We start from the raw sequence: 17,468 nt of genomic DNA on the forward strand, positions 1-17,468 counted from the left end.
TCAATGCCGTAGTTTTTATAGGGTTATTCATTTTTTGACCAACGCCGGAATAGTGAATGGGTTCAGGGTGTTAATGGACTTCTAGCGCCTTATTGCCCGCCGCTATCTCCTCCCTGCTGCTGAGCGTAAACGCCGACACCACCGTAATCGCCAGCACGAAACAGCCCAGCATCAGGTATGTCTCCTGAAAACCGATCCGGTCATACATATTCCCGGCAAACGCGGAGAGGAAGATTGCCGCCGACTGTTTGGCAAACTGGAAGCCAATCAGATAGATAGTCGCCGAAAGACGCGTATCAAACACCCCGGTGATGTACTTGAAGGCCCCTACCAGCAGGAACGGCACCTCCAGCGCGTGCAGCATCTTCAGGGCAATCACTTCTACGGCGGTGGTGGCAAACGACGAGCCGATAATGCGCGTCGCCATAATCACCCCGGCGATGAGCAGCGTGTTTTTCGCGCCGATGCGGTTAATGATCCACGGTGAACAAAACATGATGATCGCATTGCAGATTTCCCCGGCAGTGGTCGCAAAACCAAAGGCGCGAGTGCCCTCCTGCGGCGTGGCGAAGAACGTTTTGAAGAAGGTAGCAAACTGCTGGTCGAAGACGTCATAGACGCAGGCCACGCCAATCACGTACAGAATAAACATCCACATTCTGCGCTGGCGGAACAGGCTAAAGACCGTTTTCGCGGTGATCTGCGGCTGGTTGGCACCCAGCGCATTCATCACCTGCGCCGTCTGGTTGGGTCTAGGCTTTGCGACCACCAGCAGCAGCATCAACAGCAGCGCCGCCGCCGAACCCATCCAGAAAACATACGACGGATCGATGCCGAACAGGATCCCGCCCGTGGAGGCGCACAGCCCCCAGCCGAGGCAGCCAAACATGCGCGCCTTGCCGTACTCAAAGAAACTGTTACGGCTCACGCGTTCAATGTAGGCCTCAATGGCCCCTGAGCCCGCCGAAAAGACAAAGCCGATATAAATGCCGCCGCTCAGCGCGCCCAGCCAGATGTTAGCTTTCAGTAACGGCGCAAAGACGTAGAGGAAGAAAGGGGCAAACAGGAACAGCAGCACGGAGATGATCCACAGCAGGTGTTTTTTCAGCCCCAGTTTATCCGAGATCACCCCAAGCACCGGCTGGAAGGCAATGGCCGAGAGTGAGATGCAGGAGAAGACGATGCCGGTATGGGTTTTATTGAGGCCGATGATATCCGACAGCCAGATCGGCAGGAACGGAAAGCAGGTGGCCATGATGAAAAAGTAGAGAAAGAAGAACAGCCCGAAAATCCAGAAATTAGGGTTGTCTTTGTGGGTACAGGTTGTTGTGTTCATTATTTTTATCCTCAACGGAGGGCCAGTTTCCCGGCCCGTCACCTTTACACGCGTTCCACGCCAATCAGGATGGCGCTTTCCGGATCGAGAATCGGCAGCGCAATGCCCGCCTGCATCAGCCACTCACCGCTCGCCGTTTGCGGGGCCTCCATCCATGCCGGCAGCTTGCGCATGGTATGGCCTCCTTCACCGGTGATGTGAATATCAGGGTGATCGAGCAGCGAAATACGATACTGCGCGCTGGCCTCAAGCCCCGGCATGCGCAGCGGCATCATCAACGTGTAGTCCGGCATGGCGAGCTGGCTCACGATAAACAGTCCCTGCTTTTTATCTTCGCTCACAATACCCTGTGCCAGCGTAGTGGCATCCGGCATATCCACGCGCCAGTGGGTGCCCTGATGGATAACCTCGCGCCACTGCTTATACAGCGCGGCGTAACGGCGATAACCTTCGCGCTCCTGCTCATCAACGGTGAGGGGATCCAGTTCCAGCCCCATATGGCCAAACAGCGCCGTCAGACCGCGAAATTCAATGCTGTGCTGGCGGAAGGTGGCGTGACATTTATGATGACCGATATGCGCCCCCATCACCTCCGGCGGGAAGAAATAGCTCATGCCGCGCTGGATAGCGTTGCGCTCCAGCGCATCGTTGTTGTCCGAGGCCCAGAAGCGGTGGCAGCGCGTCAGCACTTCATAATCAATTCGCCCCCCGCCGGAGGAACAGGATTCAAATTCGACGTGCGGGAAACGCTTGCCCAGCACGTCCAGCAGGCGATAAAACTGGCGGGTTTGCGCGTCGGCGGCGGCCTTTCCGTCGTGCCCCGGCTGTACCAGCTCACGGTTCATGTCCCACTTCACGTAGTCGACCTCATGTTCACCCAGAAGCCAGCTCATGCGCTCCACCAGGTAATCAAACGCCTGCGGAATGTTCAGGTTAAGCACCAGCTGGTGCCGCCCGGTATGTTGCCTGTAGCCGGGCAACGCCAGCACCCAGTCGGGATGCGCACGATAAAGATCGGAATCCGGGTTAATCATCTCCGGCTCAACCCAGATGCCAAACGCCATGCCGAGCTGTTTCACATGGCTGATGACCGGCGTGAGGCCGTTCGGGTACTTCTTCTCGTCCAGATACCAGTCACCTAGCGCGGCGTAGTCGTCGTTGCGACCTTTGAACCAGCCGTCGTCGATGATAAAGCGCTCCACGCCCAGCGCGGCCGCCTCGTCGGCCATGCGCATGATGTAGTCCGGGTCGTGGTTAAAGTAGATGCCTTCCCAGGTATTGAGGTGGACCGGGCGCGGTTTGTTTTCGGGGAAGCGGATAACGTTGTCGCGAAGGTAATGGTGAAACTGCTGGCTCATGCCGTTCAGGCCCTGCGCGGAGTAGCTTGCATACAGGCGCGGCGTCCAGAGCGTGTCGCCCTCCTCAATCGCCATTTCGCCCGGCAGGTAGAGGGCTTCAGCCTGCAGATAGCGGCGGCCGTCGGTTTTGGCTTCCGCACGCAGGCGGTGGTTGCCGCTCCAGCCCAGATGCACGCCCCAGACGTCGCCGTGCATTTCGCTGAACGACGGCGTACCCGAAATCAGCGCCGGGAAGTGTTCATGGGAGGTTTTACCCCGGCGGTTTTCAATCACAAAGCTGTCGTGTTCAAGCGTCACGCGGTGCGGCTGAAATTCCCGGATCCAGCGTCCGTGGAAGGCCATCACCTCCCGCGCGCGTTCGGCCACGGGTAGCGTTATGGCAAAACGGTCCACCTGCCACGCCTGCGCTTTCAGGTTGGTTAAACCGTGGCGCACCGCCAGCACGCCGCTGTCATCCAGCGCCAGCTCGCTGGTCAGCCGCAGGCCCGCATGTTCATCTTCTGCCGTAATCGTCAGGGTTTGCCCCTGCTGCTGGACGTCTGTGGTGCTAAAGAGAGGTGAACCGTCCCGGCCCAGACGATGCCCTTCAATACCGGGCGACCCAAACAGGCCGTGCCCCAGCTCGGCCATCAGCGTGACCGGAGAATCCACATCCAGCCTGCCGTTGGCAACTGGCCGGGAAAGGGTTTCAGCATTCTGCGGCGAAAAGTGCTGAAGATGCGGCCCCCAGTAAATAATTTCGGCGAACGGGTGCGTTTTTATCACCACATCCACCGTCGCGCTTTCGAGTCGTAAAATGGAATCTTGCATCAGACATCTCCTGTCATGGGATGCCTTGAGTTTTGATCCGAAACGTTTCGGATACAAACCAAAACGTTTCGGATTTGTGATCGGGTTTAGAAAATGGAGAGATTCAGGCCGTCTGGCCGGGAGAGAATTCGGGCTGCCAGAGTACCTGGAGCTGCTCAATCGCCTCGCCGTTGATCAGCTGGCGAACCATATCGGCAATCTGTTTCCCGACGCCCTGACGGGTGGACTGGATCACTGCCGCCACGTCAGCGTCGACGATGCTGTCCTGCGGAAGCCCGTCATAAACCACCAGCGCAACGGCGTTCTCGCCGGTCAGGCGGCCCAGCTCCGCCAGCGCCATCGCCGCGCCGTCGCCGTGAGTGTTGCAGTCGGTAATGATGGCCGTGGGCGGCTGCGACAGCGAGAGAAGCTCTTTCGTGGTGGCATACCCCACCCGGCGTGAAGGGGGCATGGCGCGCAGCCATTCGCTGGAAAGCCCGGCTTCCCGCAACGCGTCCAGATAGCCCTGACGACGCTGGGTGATGAATGCCTGATTGTTGCTTTCGCCCAGCAGGGCAATGCGCTGATGGCCTTTTCCGATCAGCCAGCGGGTAGCATTGTACGTACCGGCATAGTTGTCGAAGTCGAACCACGCGTACGGCTGCGGCAGCTGGCTGCGACCAAGCGCCAGAAAGGGGAATCCGGCGGCCTGCAGCTGCTCAAGTCGCGGATCGCGATCCAGCGTGTGTGCGACAATCAGCGCATCCACGCGGCGGCTTTGCACCATGCGCATATAGCTGTGTTTATCGGCCAGATCGTCATCGGCAATCAGCAACAAATCGATTTCATGTCGCGCCAGTTCGTGGCTAATTTCGCCGACCATGTCCATAAATACGCTGTTATTGAGCGGAACAGGATGGACCGGGAACACCAGCCCAACGGCGTCAATTTTGCCCATCTTCAGGCGGCGGGCGAAGGTGTTCGGTCGGTAACCACGGCGCTGGGCCTCTGCTTCCACGCGTGCGCGCGTCTCGTCAGAAACGTCGTCATATCCGTTAAGGGCGCGGCTGACGGTAGTAACAGAGAGCCCCAGTTCTTTAGCGATGGCTTTGAGCGACATGATTTTCCCTATCTTCGTTAGTTTTGTTCCGCCACCAGCAGCGCGTAAGTGTCTGGCTCCAGGGCCTTGAAGATGTGCGGCTGGTCGGCGGGATAACAAATGTAATCCCCTGCGCCAAGCTCTTCCGCCGCGTCGAGCAGGCCGACCAGCGCCCGCCCCTGCGTCACAATAATATGTTCAACCGAGCCCGGTGGATGCGGCTGAGAAAGACGGTCTGCGCCCGGTTGGGTCATCAGAAGATAGACATCGCGGCGCGCGCCGGGAGGGCATGCCGCCAGCAAAATGGCTTCATAATTAGCCTCTCCGGCGACCACTTTCGTCCCTTCACCACGGCGTATCACCTGCGTGGTCGGTAGCTGCGGCTCAAGCAAGCGGGCGAAAGGAATATCCAGCGCCACGCACAGCGACCACAGCGTTTCCAGGCTAGGGTTACCGTTGCCGGACTCCAGCTGGGAAAGCGTGGATTTTGCGATCCCGGCACGGCGGGCAATTTCCGCCAGTGAAAGCCCGGTTCGCAGGCGTTCTCGCACCAGACTTTTGGCGATCAGGCTGATCGGCTGCGTCATATAACGGCCTCGCGTTCTATAAAGCGAACGAATCGTTCGTCTTGAAAATCAGTTTCGTTGCGTTCATTATAATGGATACACGTTCGATATGGCTAAAATTGTATGAAGCATCATCTCTCTTGTCTGAAAGGCGACACCATAAAAGCAATCATCCTGGTCTGCCTCGCGGTGGGCGTGGTCGGGATGTCCTACGGCTCGCTGGCGATGGCCTACGGTTTCCCGGTCTGGGTGCCGTTTGTGCTCTCCATTACCGTGCTGGCGGGCGCGTCTGAGTTCATGTTTATCGGCATCGTGGCGAGCGGCGGCAATCCGCTGGCGGCCGCGGCGGCAGGTTTGCTGGTCAACGCCCGGCACGTGCCGTTTGGCGTGACGGTGCGTGAGCTGGTGGGCAAGCGCGGTCTGAGCCTGCTGGGCTGCCACATCATGAACGATGAAAGCGTGGTGTTTGGCCTGTCGCAAAAAACCGCCGAGCAGCGTAAAGCCGCCTACTGGCTGTGCGGCTTAGGCGTCGCCCTCGTCTGGCCGCTTGGCGCACTGCTGGGGGCTATGGTCGGCAAGCTGCTGCCGGACCCAGAAACCATCGGGCTGGATGCGGTATTTCCGGCCATTCTGCTGGCATTAGTGGTTCCCGCTTTTAAAAACCGTACCACGCTGATCCGCGCCTGCAGCGGCGCCGTGTTATCGCTGGCCGCCGTACCGTTTGCCCCGGTGGGATTACCGGTACTGCTCTCTTTACTCGGTCTTGCCGCGAGGAAAAAATAATGGAAAACATGACGGTCTTTATTCTCGGCATCGCCATTCTTTCTGCCGGAACCTATTTAATGCGCCTTGGCGGCGCCAAACTCGGCAACCGGCTGGCGTTGTCGGAGCGTTCTCAGGCGCTGCTGTCAGATGCGGCAACGGTATTGCTGTTCTCCGTGGCGCTGGCGACCACCTTTTATGAGGGAGAACACTTCGCGGGCATGGCGCGCGTGCTGGGCGTGGCGTTTGCGGTGTTTTTGGCCTGGCGGAAAATGCCGTTAATCGTGGTCATCGTGGCCGCGGCAGTGGTGACGGCATTGCTGCGCGTGGCGGGCATAAACTAAAAAAGCGCCCCGGGGGCGCTCTTTCGACGGTGTGACTCGCTTATTTGTTCAGTTCAGCAGTCATGTGTACGCGGTTACCGGTGAATGCCTGGGTAATTTTGTACGAAGACGCGCCCGCTTCCTGAGCCTGAGCCGCGATTTTCGCTTCTGCACCATCAATGGTAGAGGCGGTTGCGGTTACGGTCTGCGCAGCGAAAGAACCAAAAGAAGTAGCCAGAGCGATTACAGCGACAAAAGTTTTGATGCTTTTCATAATATAAACCCTTTCATTAAGTTGTTTAGGTAAGGCACCGTGCCTTGATGAGATAAATACTAGACCTCATCGCGAACAACTAAAAGCGGAAGGATTTGCTATTATCATTCAAAATTACTGATTAACTATTAATCGCTGTGGATGGGTATAAATGGTTGCCCTTCCCGGCTTGCAAAAGCCCACCAGCGTCAGGTTGCAGCGCTCGGCCACCTCCACCGCCAGCGTCGTTGCCGCCGACACGGCAAACAGGATCTCCACCCCGCACATCGCCGATTTTTGCACCATCTCATAGCTGGCGCGGCTGGAAACGAGCGCGGCGCCCTGCTGCCAAACCTCACTTTCACGCGCACGACGACCGAGCAGCTTATCCAGCGCCACGTGGCGGCCCACGTCTTCATGCCCACCGGCAATCTCTCCCGACGGCAATACCCACGCCGCCGCGTGCGTGCAGCCGCTGAGCTGGCCGATAGGCTGTACATCGTTGAGGTGCTCAAGCGCAGGGTCGAGGTGCGCCAGATTAAAGGTCTGAGTAAACGGCAGTGGTGAAACAGGTTTGCCAATATCGTTGAGCTGCTCAACGCCACACACGCCGCAGCCGGTACGCCCGGCCAGCGCGCGTCGACGCTCTTTCAGCCCCATAAAGCGGCGGCTGGAGAGCTCGATTTGCACTTCCAGGCCGTTGCAGGCCTGCACCACGTCCATGCCATAGATATCTTGCGGATGCTCGATGATGCCTTCCGAGAGAGAAAAACCGATGGCGAACAGCTCAAGATCTTTCGGAGACGCCATCATCACCACATGCGAGATGCCGTTGTAAACGAGCGCAACGGGCACTTCTTCGGCCAGAAAATCGGGTATGGCATCGGTTATATGGGGCGGTCGGTGTACCGACAGTTCCACAATGCCGGCAGGCAGGGGTGACGAGTGGGGATCACGGTTTTGTTTAGACACAGCGGTATTCCTGAACAACCACGGAAGCGAGCGTGCTATTGCAGCATAAACCACAGGCTGTACGCATAGTATGGATCAACTTTTCGACAACCATTCTCCTACTCATTTAGCAGGGGTGCAACCTGCCACCGGCTACACCGCTTTAACATGCAGAGCTGTTAACGTGATCAATATCACACTTTATAATCAACATGGTGATAATACGTTCACTTTGTATTAACGCCATTAGAACAGCTGTACCGACAATGTGGTATTCTGATGATATCCCTCGTGGAATTGAGGGATTAACGCAAATTTTTTCCTTTGCGGTCATTCTTCAACCGCGAAGTCAAAACTACATATGTAAGCAATGTCGAAACAAGGAGTGACCCATGCAGGTCAGCAGAAGGCAGTTCTTTAAGATCTGCGCTGGCGGTATGGCAGGCACCACGGCAGCGGCACTGGGCTTTGCACCCGGCGTAGCGCTGGCGGAAACGCGGCAGTATAAACTGCTGCGCACCCGTGAAACCCGTAATACCTGTACGTACTGCTCTGTCGGTTGCGGGCTGTTGATGTATAGCCTCGGCGACGGTGCTAAAAACGCCAAAGCGTCTATTTTCCATATCGAAGGCGACCCGGATCACCCGGTTAACCGCGGCGCATTGTGCCCGAAAGGGGCCGGTCTGGTGGACTTTATCCACTCCGAAAGCCGCCTGAAATTCCCTGAATACCGCGCGCCGGGTTCCGACAAATGGCAGCAAATCAGCTGGGAAGAGGCGTTTGACCGCATCGCTAAACTGATTAAAGAAGACCGCGATGCCAACTTTGTTGAGAAAAACGCCGACGGCGTCACGGTCAACCGCTGGCTCTCCACCGGGATGCTGTGTGCCTCTGCCTCCAGCAACGAAACCGGTTATTTAACCCAGAAATTTACGCGCGCACTCGGTATGCTCGCGGTCGACAACCAGGCGCGTGTCTGACACGGACCAACGGTAGCAAGTCTTGCTCCAACATTTGGTCGCGGTGCGATGACCAACCACTGGGTCGACATCAAGAACGCCAACCTCATTGTGGTGATGGGCGGTAACGCCGCTGAAGCGCACCCTGTCGGGTTCCGCTGGGCGATGGAAGCCAAAATCCACAACGGTGCGAAACTGATTGTGATCGATCCCCGCTTCACGCGTACTGCGTCAGTGGCGGATTTCTACACCCCTATTCGTTCAGGTACTGACATCACTTTCCTGTCAGGCGTACTGCTGTACCTGATGACCAACGAAAAATACAACCGCGAATACACCGAAGCCTATACCAACGCCAGCCTGATCGTGCGTGAGGATTACCACTTCGAAGATGGTCTGTTTAGCGGTTACGACGCCGAAAAACGCAAGTACGACAAAACCAGCTGGAACTACGAGCTGGATGAGAAAGGTTTTGCGAAGCGTGACACCACGTTGCAACACCCGCGCTGCGTGTGGAACCTGCTGAAAGAGCACGTCTCCCGCTACACGCCGGAGGTTGTCGAAAACATCTGCGGTACGCCGAAGGCGGACTTCCTGAAGGTGTGCGAGCTGATCGCCGAAACCAGCGCGAAAGACAAAACCGCGTCGTTCCTGTATGCCCTCGGCTGGACGCAGCACTCCATCGGCGCGCAGAACATCCGCACCATGGCGATGGTTCAGCTGCTGCTCGGCAACATGGGGATGGCAGGCGGCGGCGTGAACGCCCTGCGTGGTCACTCTAACATTCAGGGTCTGACCGACCTCGGCCTGCTGTCTCAGAGCCTGCCGGGCTACATGAACCTGCCAAGCGAGAAACAGACCGACCTGCAGACCTACCTGACGGCCAGCACGCCTAAACCGCTGCTCGAAGGCCAAGTGAACTACTGGGGCAACTATCCGAAGTTCTTCGTCTCAATGATGAAAGCCTTCTTCGGCGACAAAGCGACGGCGGAAAACAGCTGGGGCTTTGACTGGCTGCCGAAGTGGGACAAAGGCTACGACGTTCTGCAATATTTCGAGATGATGCATCAGGGCAAAGTGAACGGCTATCTGTGCCAGGGCTTTAACCCGGTTGCCTCGTTCCCGAACAAGAACAAGGTTGTTGAGTCTCTGTCGAAGCTGAAGTTCCTGGTGACGATTGACCCGCTCAATACCGAAACCTCGACCTTCTGGCAGAACCACGGTGAATCGAACGACGTCGATCCGTCGAAGATTCAGACCGAAGTGTTCCGTCTGCCATCGACCTGCTTTGCGGAAGAGAACGGCTCTATCGTCAACTCCGGGCGCTGGCTGCAGTGGCACTGGAAAGGCGCGGACGCCCCGGGCATCGCCATGAACGACGGCGAGATCCTGGCCGGTATCTTCTTACGCCTGCGTAAGATGTATGCGGCTGAAGGCGGCGCGAACCCTGAGCCTGTGCTGAACATGACCTGGAACTACTCGACGCCGGAAAACCCAGCGCCGGAAGAAGTGGCGATGGAGAGCAACGGTAAGGCGCTGGCGGACGTTATCGACCCGGCCACCGGCACCGTGCTGGCGAAGAAAGGCGATCAGCTCAGTACCTTCGCGCACCTGCGTGACGACGGCACCACCTCCAGCGGCTGCTGGATCTTTGCCGGTAGCTGGACGCCGAAAGGCAACCAGATGGCCAACCGCGATAACGCCGACCCGTCGGGTCTGGGCAATACGCTGGGCTGGGCATGGGCATGGCCGCTCAACCGCCGTATCCTCTATAACCGCGCGTCCGCTGACCCGCAGGGCAACCCGTGGGATCCGAAGCGTCAGCTGCTGAAGTGGGACGGTGCGAAATGGGGCGGCGTGGATATTCCGGACTACAGCACTGCCGCACCAGGCAGCGACGTCGGGCCGTTTATCATGCAGCCTGAAGGGATGGGGCGTCTGTTCGCTATCGATAAGATGGCGGAAGGTCCGTTCCCGGAACACTATGAGCCGTTTGAGACGCCGCTGGGCACCAACCCGCTGCACCCGAACGTGGTTTCTAACCCGGCAGCCCGTATCTTCAAGAGCGATTTTGAAGCGCTGGGTAAAAAGGACAAGTTCCCGTACGTGGGCACCACTTACCGTCTGACCGAGCACTTCCACTACTGGACCAAACACGCGCTGCTTAACGCCATCGCTCAGCCGGAACAGTTTGTGGAGATCGGCGAGAAGCTGGCGAACAAACTCGGCATTGCCCATGGCGATACCGTGAAGGTCTCCTCTAACCGTGGCTATATCAAAGCCAAGGCGGTGGTGACCAAGCGTATTCGCACGCTGAACGTTCACGGTCAGCAGGTGGATACCATCGGCATCCCAATTCACTGGGGCTATGAGGGCGTGGCGAAGAAAGGGTTCATTGCGAACACCCTGACGCCATTCGTCGGTGATGCGAACACGCAGACGCCGGAGTTTAAGGCCTTCCTCGTGAACGTGGAAAAGGTGTAACGGAGACGACTTATGGCTTATCAATCTCAAGACATTATCCGTCGTTCCGCGACTAACGGTTTCACGCCCGCGCCTCAGGCGCGGGACCACCAGCAGGAAGTGGCGAAGCTTATCGACGTGACCACCTGTATCGGCTGTAAAGCCTGTCAGGTGGCCTGCTCTGAGTGGAACGATCTGCGTGACGAAGTGGGTCACAACGTCGGGGTGTACGACAACCCGGCGGACCTGACCGCCAAGTCCTGGACGGTGATGCGTTTCTCGGAAGTGGAGCAGAACGACAAGCTGGAATGGCTTATCCGCAAAGACGGCTGTATGCACTGCGCGGATCCGGGCTGCCTGAAGGCATGTCCGTCAGAAGGGGCTATCATTCAGTATGCCAACGGCATCGTCGACTTCCAGTCCGAGCAGTGCATTGGCTGCGGCTACTGCATCGCGGGCTGTCCGTTCGACGTACCGCGCCTGAACCCGGAAGACAACCGCGTCTACAAATGCACCCTGTGCGTGGACCGCGTTACCGTCGGCCAGGAGCCTGCCTGCGTGAAGACCTGCCCAACCGGCGCCATCCACTTTGGTTCTAAAGAGGATATGAAAACGCTGGCGGCAGAGCGCGTGGGCGAGCTGAAAACCCGTGGTTACGACAATGCGGGCCTGTACGATCCGGCCGGGGTTGGCGGTACGCACGTGATGTACGTGCTGCACCACGCCGACAAGCCGAACCTGTATCACGGCCTGCCGGAGAACCCGGAAATCAGCGCCACCGTGAAGTTCTGGAAAGGCATCTGGAAACCGCTGGCAGCGGTGGGCTTTGCTGCCACCTTTGCAGCGAGCATCTTCCACTACGTCGGCGTCGGTCCGAACCGCGCGGAAGAGGAAGACGACAACCTGCATGAAGAGAAAGACGAGGTGCGCAAATGAGAAAACGTGACACCATCGTGCGCTACACCGCACCGGAACGCATCAACCACTGGGTCACCGCCTTCTGCTTCATGCTGGCGGCGATAAGCGGGCTGGGGTTCTTCTTCCCGTCCTTCAACTGGCTGATGCAGATCATGGGGACACCACAGCTGGCGCGCATCCTGCACCCGTTTGTGGGCGTCATCATGTTCGCGTCGTTCATCATCATGTTTTTCCGCTACTGGCACCATAACCTAATCAATCGGGATGATATCTTTTGGGCGAAGAATATTCGTAAGATCGTCGTCAACGAGGAAGTGGGTGACACCGGGCGTTATAACTTCGGCCAGAAATGCGTATTCTGGGCGGCGATTATCTTCCTGGTCCTGTTGCTGGTCAGCGGCGTGATCATCTGGCGTCCGTACTTTGCGCCTGCTTTCTCAATCCCGGTGATCCGATTCGCGCTGATGCTGCATTCATTTGCCGCAGTGGCGTTAATTGTGGTTATCATGGTGCATATCTACGCCGCCCTCTGGGTGAAAGGCACCATTACCGCGATGGTGGAGGGATGGGTCACCAGCACGTGGGCGAAGAAACATCACCCGCGTTGGTACCGTGAAGTCCGCCAGAAACAGGAAAAGTCATCTGAATGAGTATTCGCATAATCCCGCAAGATGAGCTGGGGTCGAGCGAGAAACGCACGGCGGATTATATTCCGCCGTTGTTATTCCCCAGACTCAAGAACCTCTACAACCGCCGCGCAGAGCGTCTGCGCGAGCTGGCAGAGAACAACCCGCTGGGTGATTTTCTGCGCTTTGCCGCGCTGGTCGCCCACGCGCAGGAAGTGGTGCTGTACGACCACCCGCTGCAAATGGACCTGACCGCGCGGATCAAAGAAGCCAACGCGCAGGGTAAGCCCCCGCTGGACATTCACGTCCTGCCGCGCGACAAGCACTGGCAAAAGCTGCTGCATTCGCTGATTGCCGAGCTGAAGCCGGAAATGAGCGGAACCGCGCTGGCGGTCATTGAGAATCTGGAAAAAGCGTCCGAACAAGAGCTTGAAGAGATGGCGAGCGCGCTGTTCGCGTCCGACTTCTCGCTGGTCAGCAGCGATAAGGCGCCGTTTATCTGGGCTGCGCTGTCGCTCTACTGGGCACAAATGGCAAGCCTGATCCCGGGCAAAGCTCGCGCCGAATACGGCGAGGCGCGCCAGTTCTGCCCGGTCTGCGGCTCTATGCCGGTATCGAGCATGGTGCAAATCGGTACCACTCAGGGGCTGCGCTACCTGCACTGCAACCTGTGTGAAACCGAGTGGCACGTGGTGCGCATTAAGTGCAGCAACTGCGAGCAGACCCGCGATCTGAACTACTGGTCGCTGGAGAATGAAGACGCGGCAGTGAAAGCCGAAAGCTGCGGCGACTGCGGCACCTACCTGAAGATTCTCTATCAGGAAAAGGACCCGAAAGTCGAAGCGGTGGCCGACGATCTCGCCTCGCTGATTCTGGACGCGAAGATGGAGCAGGAGGGCTTTGCCCGCAGCTCGATCAACCCGTTCCTGTTCCCGGGTGAAGGGGAGTAATTCCCTGTGACAGTGCCGGGCGGCGCGTGCTTGCCCGGCCTGTAATTCGACAGCAATACCCGCCGCCTTTCATGCCAGATACTCTCCATTCTCGTTGAGAGACGCGTTACCGCCTTTGCGAGCCGCTTTCCAGGTTGTTACCCTCAATACTATTCTTGTTTTCTTTTGAATCAAACCAGGCTATAAAACTGTTCATCCATACAGTAAAAGGGATTATTCATGGCGCTGGAACAGGGTATTGCACAGCTGGTTCAGGGATTTATCGCTGCAGGGCGGCCCTCGTCACGTCGCCAGAGCATTGAGGTGCGACGAGCAGGCTATATTGCCAGCACAGGGCTTGCCGGGGAGACCGAAACGCGCGTTCAGGTGGAGACGCTTGTTCTTGAGGGTCTTACCATTCGGGTATTTTCACCTCTCAATGCGCCTGAACTATTGCCTGCTGCCATCTTCTACCACGGCGGATGCTTTATCAGCGGCGGCTTTGATACCCATGACAACCAGCTCCGTCAGTTAGCCTGCTACGGCAATTGCCGGGTGGTTGCGATTCAATACAGGTTGGCGCCGGAGCATACCTTCCCCGCCGCACATGACGATGCGGAAAGAGGTGCAGATCTGGTCTGGCAATATGCGGACAAACTGGGCGTGGATAAAAACCGGATTACACTTTGTGGAGACAGCGCGGGGGGACATCTGGCGCTGGTAACGGCGCTGCGGCTTAAGGCTAAAGGGCTCTGGCAGCCTGTACAGCTTATTCTTATCTACCCCATGCTCGACGCCACGGCCAGTTTTGAAAGCTATACCCTCAACGGCATAGATTACGTAATTACTCGCGATACCCTGCTGAGCGGCTATGAAATATATCTGGCTGGAGCCGACCGTAAGCATCCTGAGGTTAGCCCGCTGTGGCGAGAAGACTTCAGCGGCCTGCCAGCTGTCCATATCGTTACCGCTGAGTACGATCCGTTATGCGATGAAGGTGAGGCGCTGTTTCAACGCCTCACGGAGCAAGGAGTGACGTGTACCGCTCAGCGATGGCTGGGAGTAATACATGGCTTCTTCCAGCTTGGTGGAATTAGCCAATCAGCGCGAGATGTTATGCGGGATATCGCCGGGCGGATTCAGCACGCCCGGGGAGCGTAAACAGGAGATTACTCCTCCTCGTTCCCGCCCTCTTCATACGCGCCAAAAGGCTTCGCCGGAAGAACAATGTAGGTGCCTTCAAACACCGCGCCCGGCGTTTTATCGCCAAACAGTTCGACCTGCATTTGTACGCGCGCCTTGCGACCGCGTGCCAGACGGTCAAGATCGCCACCCAGTGATCCCAGATCGGCCACGGCGGTCGGCTTGCCGCTTATCGGCGCGCTATAGCGAATGTGGGCATCGGCCAGAATGATGGTGCCGCCCAGATGGCGCTCGCGCAGCATCAGCCAGATAAGCCCCCAGCCGGTGAGCGTGGCCAGTGAGAAAAGACTTCCGGCAAACAGGGTGTGGTGCGGATTCTGGTTGCCGGTTTCCGGCATGGTGGTAATAAATTTTTGTCCGGTGTACTGCTGAATGCGTACGCCCATTTTTTCGCTGAGCGGAATGTGCTGATACCAGGCCTGCTGCAGCTGTCCGCACCAGTCAGCGCGATGCAGAATATCGTCCAGCGTGGCGATGGGTTTGATCATCAAAAAATGACGAATCGGGGTGGTTTGCGGGGTTGTGATTTCACCCTGATTCACAAAACCGAGTTTAGCGAAGAATTCTACGGCATCTTCGCGGGCGCTACAGGTGACGCGCTTAACGCCTTCCTGGCGAGCGACGGATTCCAGGGTCATCGCCATTAGCGTCCCCAGACCTTTGTCCTGCACGGAGGGATGAACCGCCATAAAGCGAATAGACGCTTCGTTATCGGCGTTGATATACAAACGCCCGACGGCCACAAGGTTGCCCTCTTCGTCCATCACCATCTGATGGTGGGCCATCGCGTCCCAGGCGTCGCGCTCAGAGCCTTTTGGCTGATGTAATGGCTTGCGTAGCATTTCCCAGCGGAACTGGTAATAGGCTTCTAACTCTTCTTCCGTTTGCGGTACTCGAAGGTGATACATAGCTGTACTCTCTCTTGTTACCCGCGGCCACGCCGTAAGTATGCTCATACCTGGAGCCAGAATGTGACGGGGCCATCGTTCACCAGCGATACCTGCATATCTGCAGCGAATCGTCCGGTTTGCGTATTCATTTCCTGCTGGCGACAACGCTCAACAAAGTACTCGTAAAGCGCTTCTGCACGATCCGGCGCGGCGCCTTTCGAGAAACTCGGGCGCATGCCGCGCTCGGTATCCGCTGCCAGCGTAAACTGGGAAACCACCAGCACGCTGCCGCCCGCCTGCTGGACGTTCAGGTTCATCTTGCCTTCCGCATCGCTGAAAATACGGTAGCCCAGCACGCGCTCACACAAGCGGTTGGCTTTTTGTTCGTCATCATCCTTTTCGACACCTAACAACACCAAAAGTCCTGGGCCAATTTCACCCGTCACCTCTCCCTCCACGGTGACGCTGGCACGGGTTACGCGCTGTATCAATGCAATCATGGTTGGTCTGCTTCTTGTTGTTTTTCAGCTTCTGCTGCTTTTTTAAGTTCGCGGTATACACCGAGAGTGACAGTTATTTCAGCACCAAGCAAGACGATACACCAGGTCCAGTAGACCCAGACAAACAAAATGGGGATCACCGCCAGCACGCCGTAAATCAGCTGATAGGACGGAAACATGGTGATGTAAAGGGCAAACCCTTTCTTACCGAGCTCAAAGAGCAACGCCGCCACCAGCGCCCCCACGACCGCATCGCGGTTAGGCACGCGCGTGGTCGGCACCACGCTATAGAGCAGCCAGAACGAGAGCCACGACAGGATCAACGGAAAGATGCGAAGCACATTATCAATCACGCCGTTTAAATCGCTCGCCCAGCGCAGGGAGAGCAGATACGAACTGATCGCGAGGCTCGCCCCGGCCAGTAGCGGCCCCAGCGTGAGGATCATCCAGTACACGGCAAAGGAATAGACCTTTGGCCGCGCTTTTTTACTCCGCCAGATCGTGTTCAGCGCGTTATCGATGGCGTACATCAACAGCAGCGCGGTGACAATAAGACCGCATGCCCCCACTGCCGTCATCTTGCTGGAGTTAGCAACAAACTGCTCAATGTAGTTCTGGATGACATCCCCGGTTGCCGGAATGAAATTCGCGAAGACAAAATGACGAAGCTGCAGGCTGACATCCGCAAACATCGGAAAGGCGGAAAACAGGGCAAAGATGACTGCCACCAGAGGCACTAATGAGAGCAACGACACGTAGGCGAGGTTACCCGCCAGCGTGGTCATATTGTCCTCATCAATCCGATGCCAGAGCAGTTTCAGCCAGGCCCGCAGCGGGCGAGTATGGTGCGTGGCTTTTTGATGAACGGTTTTTAGCATAGCTGCTTCGCAAAGTAGTCTGGTATCGTCTCTTTTCCGGTCACCAGAATTGACGTAATACCCAACTGGTTAGCTCCCTCTATATTATCGGCGTTGTCGTCGAAAAAGACCGCATCGGCCGCGGTGAATCCCTCTGCCTGCAGAACAGCCTGATAAATTCGCGCTTCAGGCTTACGCATCCCCATCTCCTGCGAGAGGTAGATCTTATCCGCCGCCGCCTTAACTTCAGGGTACTCCTCAGGCCAGAACGTGGTGTGCAGACGGTTGGTATTTGATAGCACAACGACCCGATGCCCCTGCTCGCGCAGTTTGTGCATGATGTCGATCACCTCAGGGCGAACCGCCACAAATACCGCCTGCCAGCCGTGGGAAAACTGTTCATAGCTTAACGAAAGCCCCATCTCCTGGCAGAAACGTTCAGCGAATGCTTCATCGCTGATTTCACCGCGCTCATGCTGGTGGAAGGTCTCGCCCATCGCGAAATTCTGCTTTAAGGTCGCCAGCGGCACGCGGCTAAAATCGCTCCATGCACCCAACACGCGATTAAAATCGATATCGACGATGACGTTTCCTAAATCAAAGATATAAAGCATGTTTATCTCCTGCTCGCCGTGGAGAGGTAACTGTAGCGGGAATAATGAGATTTGACTATGGATGCGGTCTAA

The 17,468-nt window shown here is 57.2% G+C and carries 17 protein-coding genes; 7 read left to right on the plus strand and 10 right to left on the minus strand.

The genetic code is table 11. From position 1 onward, the window contains the following. Positions 1 to 70: 70 nt before the first annotated feature. From FHC52_RS15790 to FHC52_RS15805, 4 genes are all read right to left on the minus strand, one after another. Positions 71 to 1,336, minus strand: coding sequence for an MFS transporter (locus FHC52_RS15790; RefSeq protein WP_023326324.1), 1,266 nt, complete (start codon positions 1,334 to 1,336; stop codon positions 71 to 73). A gap of 44 nt (positions 1,337 to 1,380) precedes the next feature. Further along, on the minus strand, positions 1,381 to 3,504 hold the full coding sequence (locus tag FHC52_RS15795) for an alpha-galactosidase (protein ID WP_126289403.1): 2,124 nt from the start codon (positions 3,502 to 3,504) through the stop codon (positions 1,381 to 1,383). A gap of 103 nt (positions 3,505 to 3,607) precedes the next feature. Next, complete coding sequence (locus tag FHC52_RS15800; RefSeq protein WP_023345118.1) at positions 3,608 to 4,603, minus strand: LacI family DNA-binding transcriptional regulator; 996 nt, start codon at positions 4,601 to 4,603, stop codon at positions 3,608 to 3,610. A 17-nt stretch (positions 4,604 to 4,620) separates the two neighbouring features. Further along, positions 4,621 to 5,169: a helix-turn-helix domain-containing protein gene (locus FHC52_RS15805; RefSeq protein WP_021242797.1), complete on the minus strand. Its 549-nt coding sequence runs from the start codon at positions 5,167 to 5,169 to the stop codon at positions 4,621 to 4,623. 102 nt (positions 5,170 to 5,271) lie between these two features. Here FHC52_RS15805 and FHC52_RS15810 point away from each other — a divergent pair, with 102 nt between their 5' ends. Beyond that, the gene (locus FHC52_RS15810; protein WP_023293608.1) at positions 5,272 to 5,931 is read left to right on the plus strand and encodes an AzlC family ABC transporter permease; all 660 of its coding nucleotides are present in this window, start codon (positions 5,272 to 5,274) and stop codon (positions 5,929 to 5,931) included. Beyond that, positions 5,931 to 6,254 carry an AzlD domain-containing protein gene (locus FHC52_RS15815; protein WP_008501826.1) on the plus strand — a complete coding sequence of 108 codons (324 nt, stop codon included), beginning with the start codon at positions 5,931 to 5,933 and terminating at the stop codon, positions 6,252 to 6,254. Before FHC52_RS15810 ends, FHC52_RS15815 begins: the two co-directional genes overlap by 1 nt. 40 nt (positions 6,255 to 6,294) lie before the next feature. On the opposite strand, the gene FHC52_RS15820 is transcribed toward FHC52_RS15815, so the two are convergent. Further along, entirely contained in the window at positions 6,295 to 6,507 is a 213-nt protein-coding gene (locus FHC52_RS15820; RefSeq protein WP_008501827.1) for a DUF1471 domain-containing protein, read from the minus strand. Positions 6,508 to 6,621: 114 nt separating this feature from the next. Continuing rightward, on the minus strand, positions 6,622 to 7,458 hold the full coding sequence (gene fdhD, locus FHC52_RS15825; protein WP_023326326.1) for a formate dehydrogenase accessory sulfurtransferase FdhD: 837 nt from the start codon (positions 7,456 to 7,458) through the stop codon (positions 6,622 to 6,624). A 371-nt stretch (positions 7,459 to 7,829) separates the two neighbouring features. On the opposite strand from fdhD, the gene fdnG reads away from it, so the two are divergent. The 5 genes from fdnG (at position 7,830) to FHC52_RS15850 (ending at position 14,493) form a co-directional block, all read left to right on the plus strand. Further along, on the plus strand, positions 7,830 to 10,880 hold the full coding sequence (gene fdnG / locus FHC52_RS15830; RefSeq protein ID WP_088728449.1) for a formate dehydrogenase-N subunit alpha: 3,051 nt from the start codon (positions 7,830 to 7,832) through the stop codon (positions 10,878 to 10,880). Between the two features lie 12 nt (positions 10,881 to 10,892). After that, entirely contained in the window at positions 10,893 to 11,795 is a 903-nt protein-coding gene (fdxH, locus tag FHC52_RS15835; protein WP_008501831.1) for a formate dehydrogenase subunit beta, read from the plus strand. Further along, entirely contained in the window at positions 11,792 to 12,427 is a 636-nt protein-coding gene (gene fdoI / locus FHC52_RS15840; RefSeq protein ID WP_008501832.1) for a formate dehydrogenase cytochrome b556 subunit, read from the plus strand. The genes fdxH and fdoI overlap by 4 nt, the downstream gene beginning before the upstream one ends. After that, positions 12,424 to 13,353 carry a formate dehydrogenase accessory protein FdhE gene (gene fdhE, locus FHC52_RS15845; RefSeq protein ID WP_008501833.1) on the plus strand — a complete coding sequence of 310 codons (930 nt, stop codon included), beginning with the start codon at positions 12,424 to 12,426 and terminating at the stop codon, positions 13,351 to 13,353. The genes fdoI and fdhE overlap by 4 nt, the downstream gene beginning before the upstream one ends. A gap of 219 nt (positions 13,354 to 13,572) precedes the next feature. After that, entirely contained in the window at positions 13,573 to 14,493 is a 921-nt protein-coding gene (locus FHC52_RS15850; protein ID WP_126289402.1) for an alpha/beta hydrolase, read from the plus strand. Positions 14,494 to 14,501: 8 nt separating this feature from the next. On the opposite strand, the gene fabY is transcribed toward FHC52_RS15850, so the two are convergent. From fabY to yihX, 4 genes are read right to left on the minus strand one after another with little or no spacing between them, the layout of a single operon-like run. Continuing rightward, positions 14,502 to 15,443 (minus strand): fatty acid biosynthesis protein FabY, encoded by a 942-nt coding sequence (gene fabY, locus FHC52_RS15855; protein WP_023326334.1) that lies wholly within the window; start codon positions 15,441 to 15,443, stop codon positions 14,502 to 14,504. Between the two features lie 44 nt (positions 15,444 to 15,487). Continuing rightward, a complete protein-coding gene (gene dtd / locus FHC52_RS15860; RefSeq protein WP_008501836.1) occupies positions 15,488 to 15,925 on the minus strand; it encodes a D-aminoacyl-tRNA deacylase in 438 nt (145 codons plus the stop codon). Beyond that, positions 15,922 to 16,803, minus strand: coding sequence for a virulence factor BrkB family protein (locus tag FHC52_RS15865; RefSeq protein WP_021242790.1), 882 nt, complete (start codon positions 16,801 to 16,803; stop codon positions 15,922 to 15,924). Before FHC52_RS15865 ends, dtd begins: the two co-directional genes overlap by 4 nt. Next, the gene (gene yihX / locus FHC52_RS15870) at positions 16,797 to 17,396 is read right to left on the minus strand and encodes a glucose-1-phosphatase (protein WP_008501839.1); all 600 of its coding nucleotides are present in this window, start codon (positions 17,394 to 17,396) and stop codon (positions 16,797 to 16,799) included. Before yihX ends, FHC52_RS15865 begins: the two co-directional genes overlap by 7 nt. Between the last annotated feature and the right edge of the window lie 72 nt (positions 17,397 to 17,468).

Source organism: Enterobacter sp. EC_64 (assembly GCF_019584165.1).
In the GTDB taxonomy this organism is placed as follows: domain Bacteria; phylum Pseudomonadota; class Gammaproteobacteria; order Enterobacterales; family Enterobacteriaceae; genus Enterobacter; species Enterobacter roggenkampii.

Coding starts and splice junctions, on each gene's coding strand:
- FHC52_RS15790 (WP_023326324.1), bottom strand. CDS start 1,336: ATGAACACAACAACCTGTACCCACAAAGACAACCCTAATTTCTGGATT.
- FHC52_RS15795 (WP_126289403.1), bottom strand. CDS start 3,504: ATGCAAGATTCCATTTTACGACTCGAAAGCGCGACGGTGGATGTGGTG.
- FHC52_RS15800 (WP_023345118.1), bottom strand. CDS start 4,603: ATGTCGCTCAAAGCCATCGCTAAAGAACTGGGGCTCTCTGTTACTACC.
- FHC52_RS15805 (WP_021242797.1), bottom strand. CDS start 5,169: ATGACGCAGCCGATCAGCCTGATCGCCAAAAGTCTGGTGCGAGAACGC.
- FHC52_RS15810 (WP_023293608.1), top strand. CDS start 5,272: ATGAAGCATCATCTCTCTTGTCTGAAAGGCGACACCATAAAAGCAATC.
- FHC52_RS15815 (WP_008501826.1), top strand. CDS start 5,931: ATGGAAAACATGACGGTCTTTATTCTCGGCATCGCCATTCTTTCTGCC.
- FHC52_RS15820 (WP_008501827.1), bottom strand. CDS start 6,507: ATGAAAAGCATCAAAACTTTTGTCGCTGTAATCGCTCTGGCTACTTCT.
- fdxH (WP_008501831.1), top strand. CDS start 10,893: ATGGCTTATCAATCTCAAGACATTATCCGTCGTTCCGCGACTAACGGT.
- fdoI (WP_008501832.1), top strand. CDS start 11,792: ATGAGAAAACGTGACACCATCGTGCGCTACACCGCACCGGAACGCATC.
- fdhE (WP_008501833.1), top strand. CDS start 12,424: ATGAGTATTCGCATAATCCCGCAAGATGAGCTGGGGTCGAGCGAGAAA.
- FHC52_RS15850 (WP_126289402.1), top strand. CDS start 13,573: ATGGCGCTGGAACAGGGTATTGCACAGCTGGTTCAGGGATTTATCGCT.
- fabY (WP_023326334.1), bottom strand. CDS start 15,443: ATGTATCACCTTCGAGTACCGCAAACGGAAGAAGAGTTAGAAGCCTAT.
- dtd (WP_008501836.1), bottom strand. CDS start 15,925: ATGATTGCATTGATACAGCGCGTAACCCGTGCCAGCGTCACCGTGGAG.
- FHC52_RS15865 (WP_021242790.1), bottom strand. CDS start 16,803: ATGCTAAAAACCGTTCATCAAAAAGCCACGCACCATACTCGCCCGCTG.
- yihX (WP_008501839.1), bottom strand. CDS start 17,396: ATGCTTTATATCTTTGATTTAGGAAACGTCATCGTCGATATCGATTTT.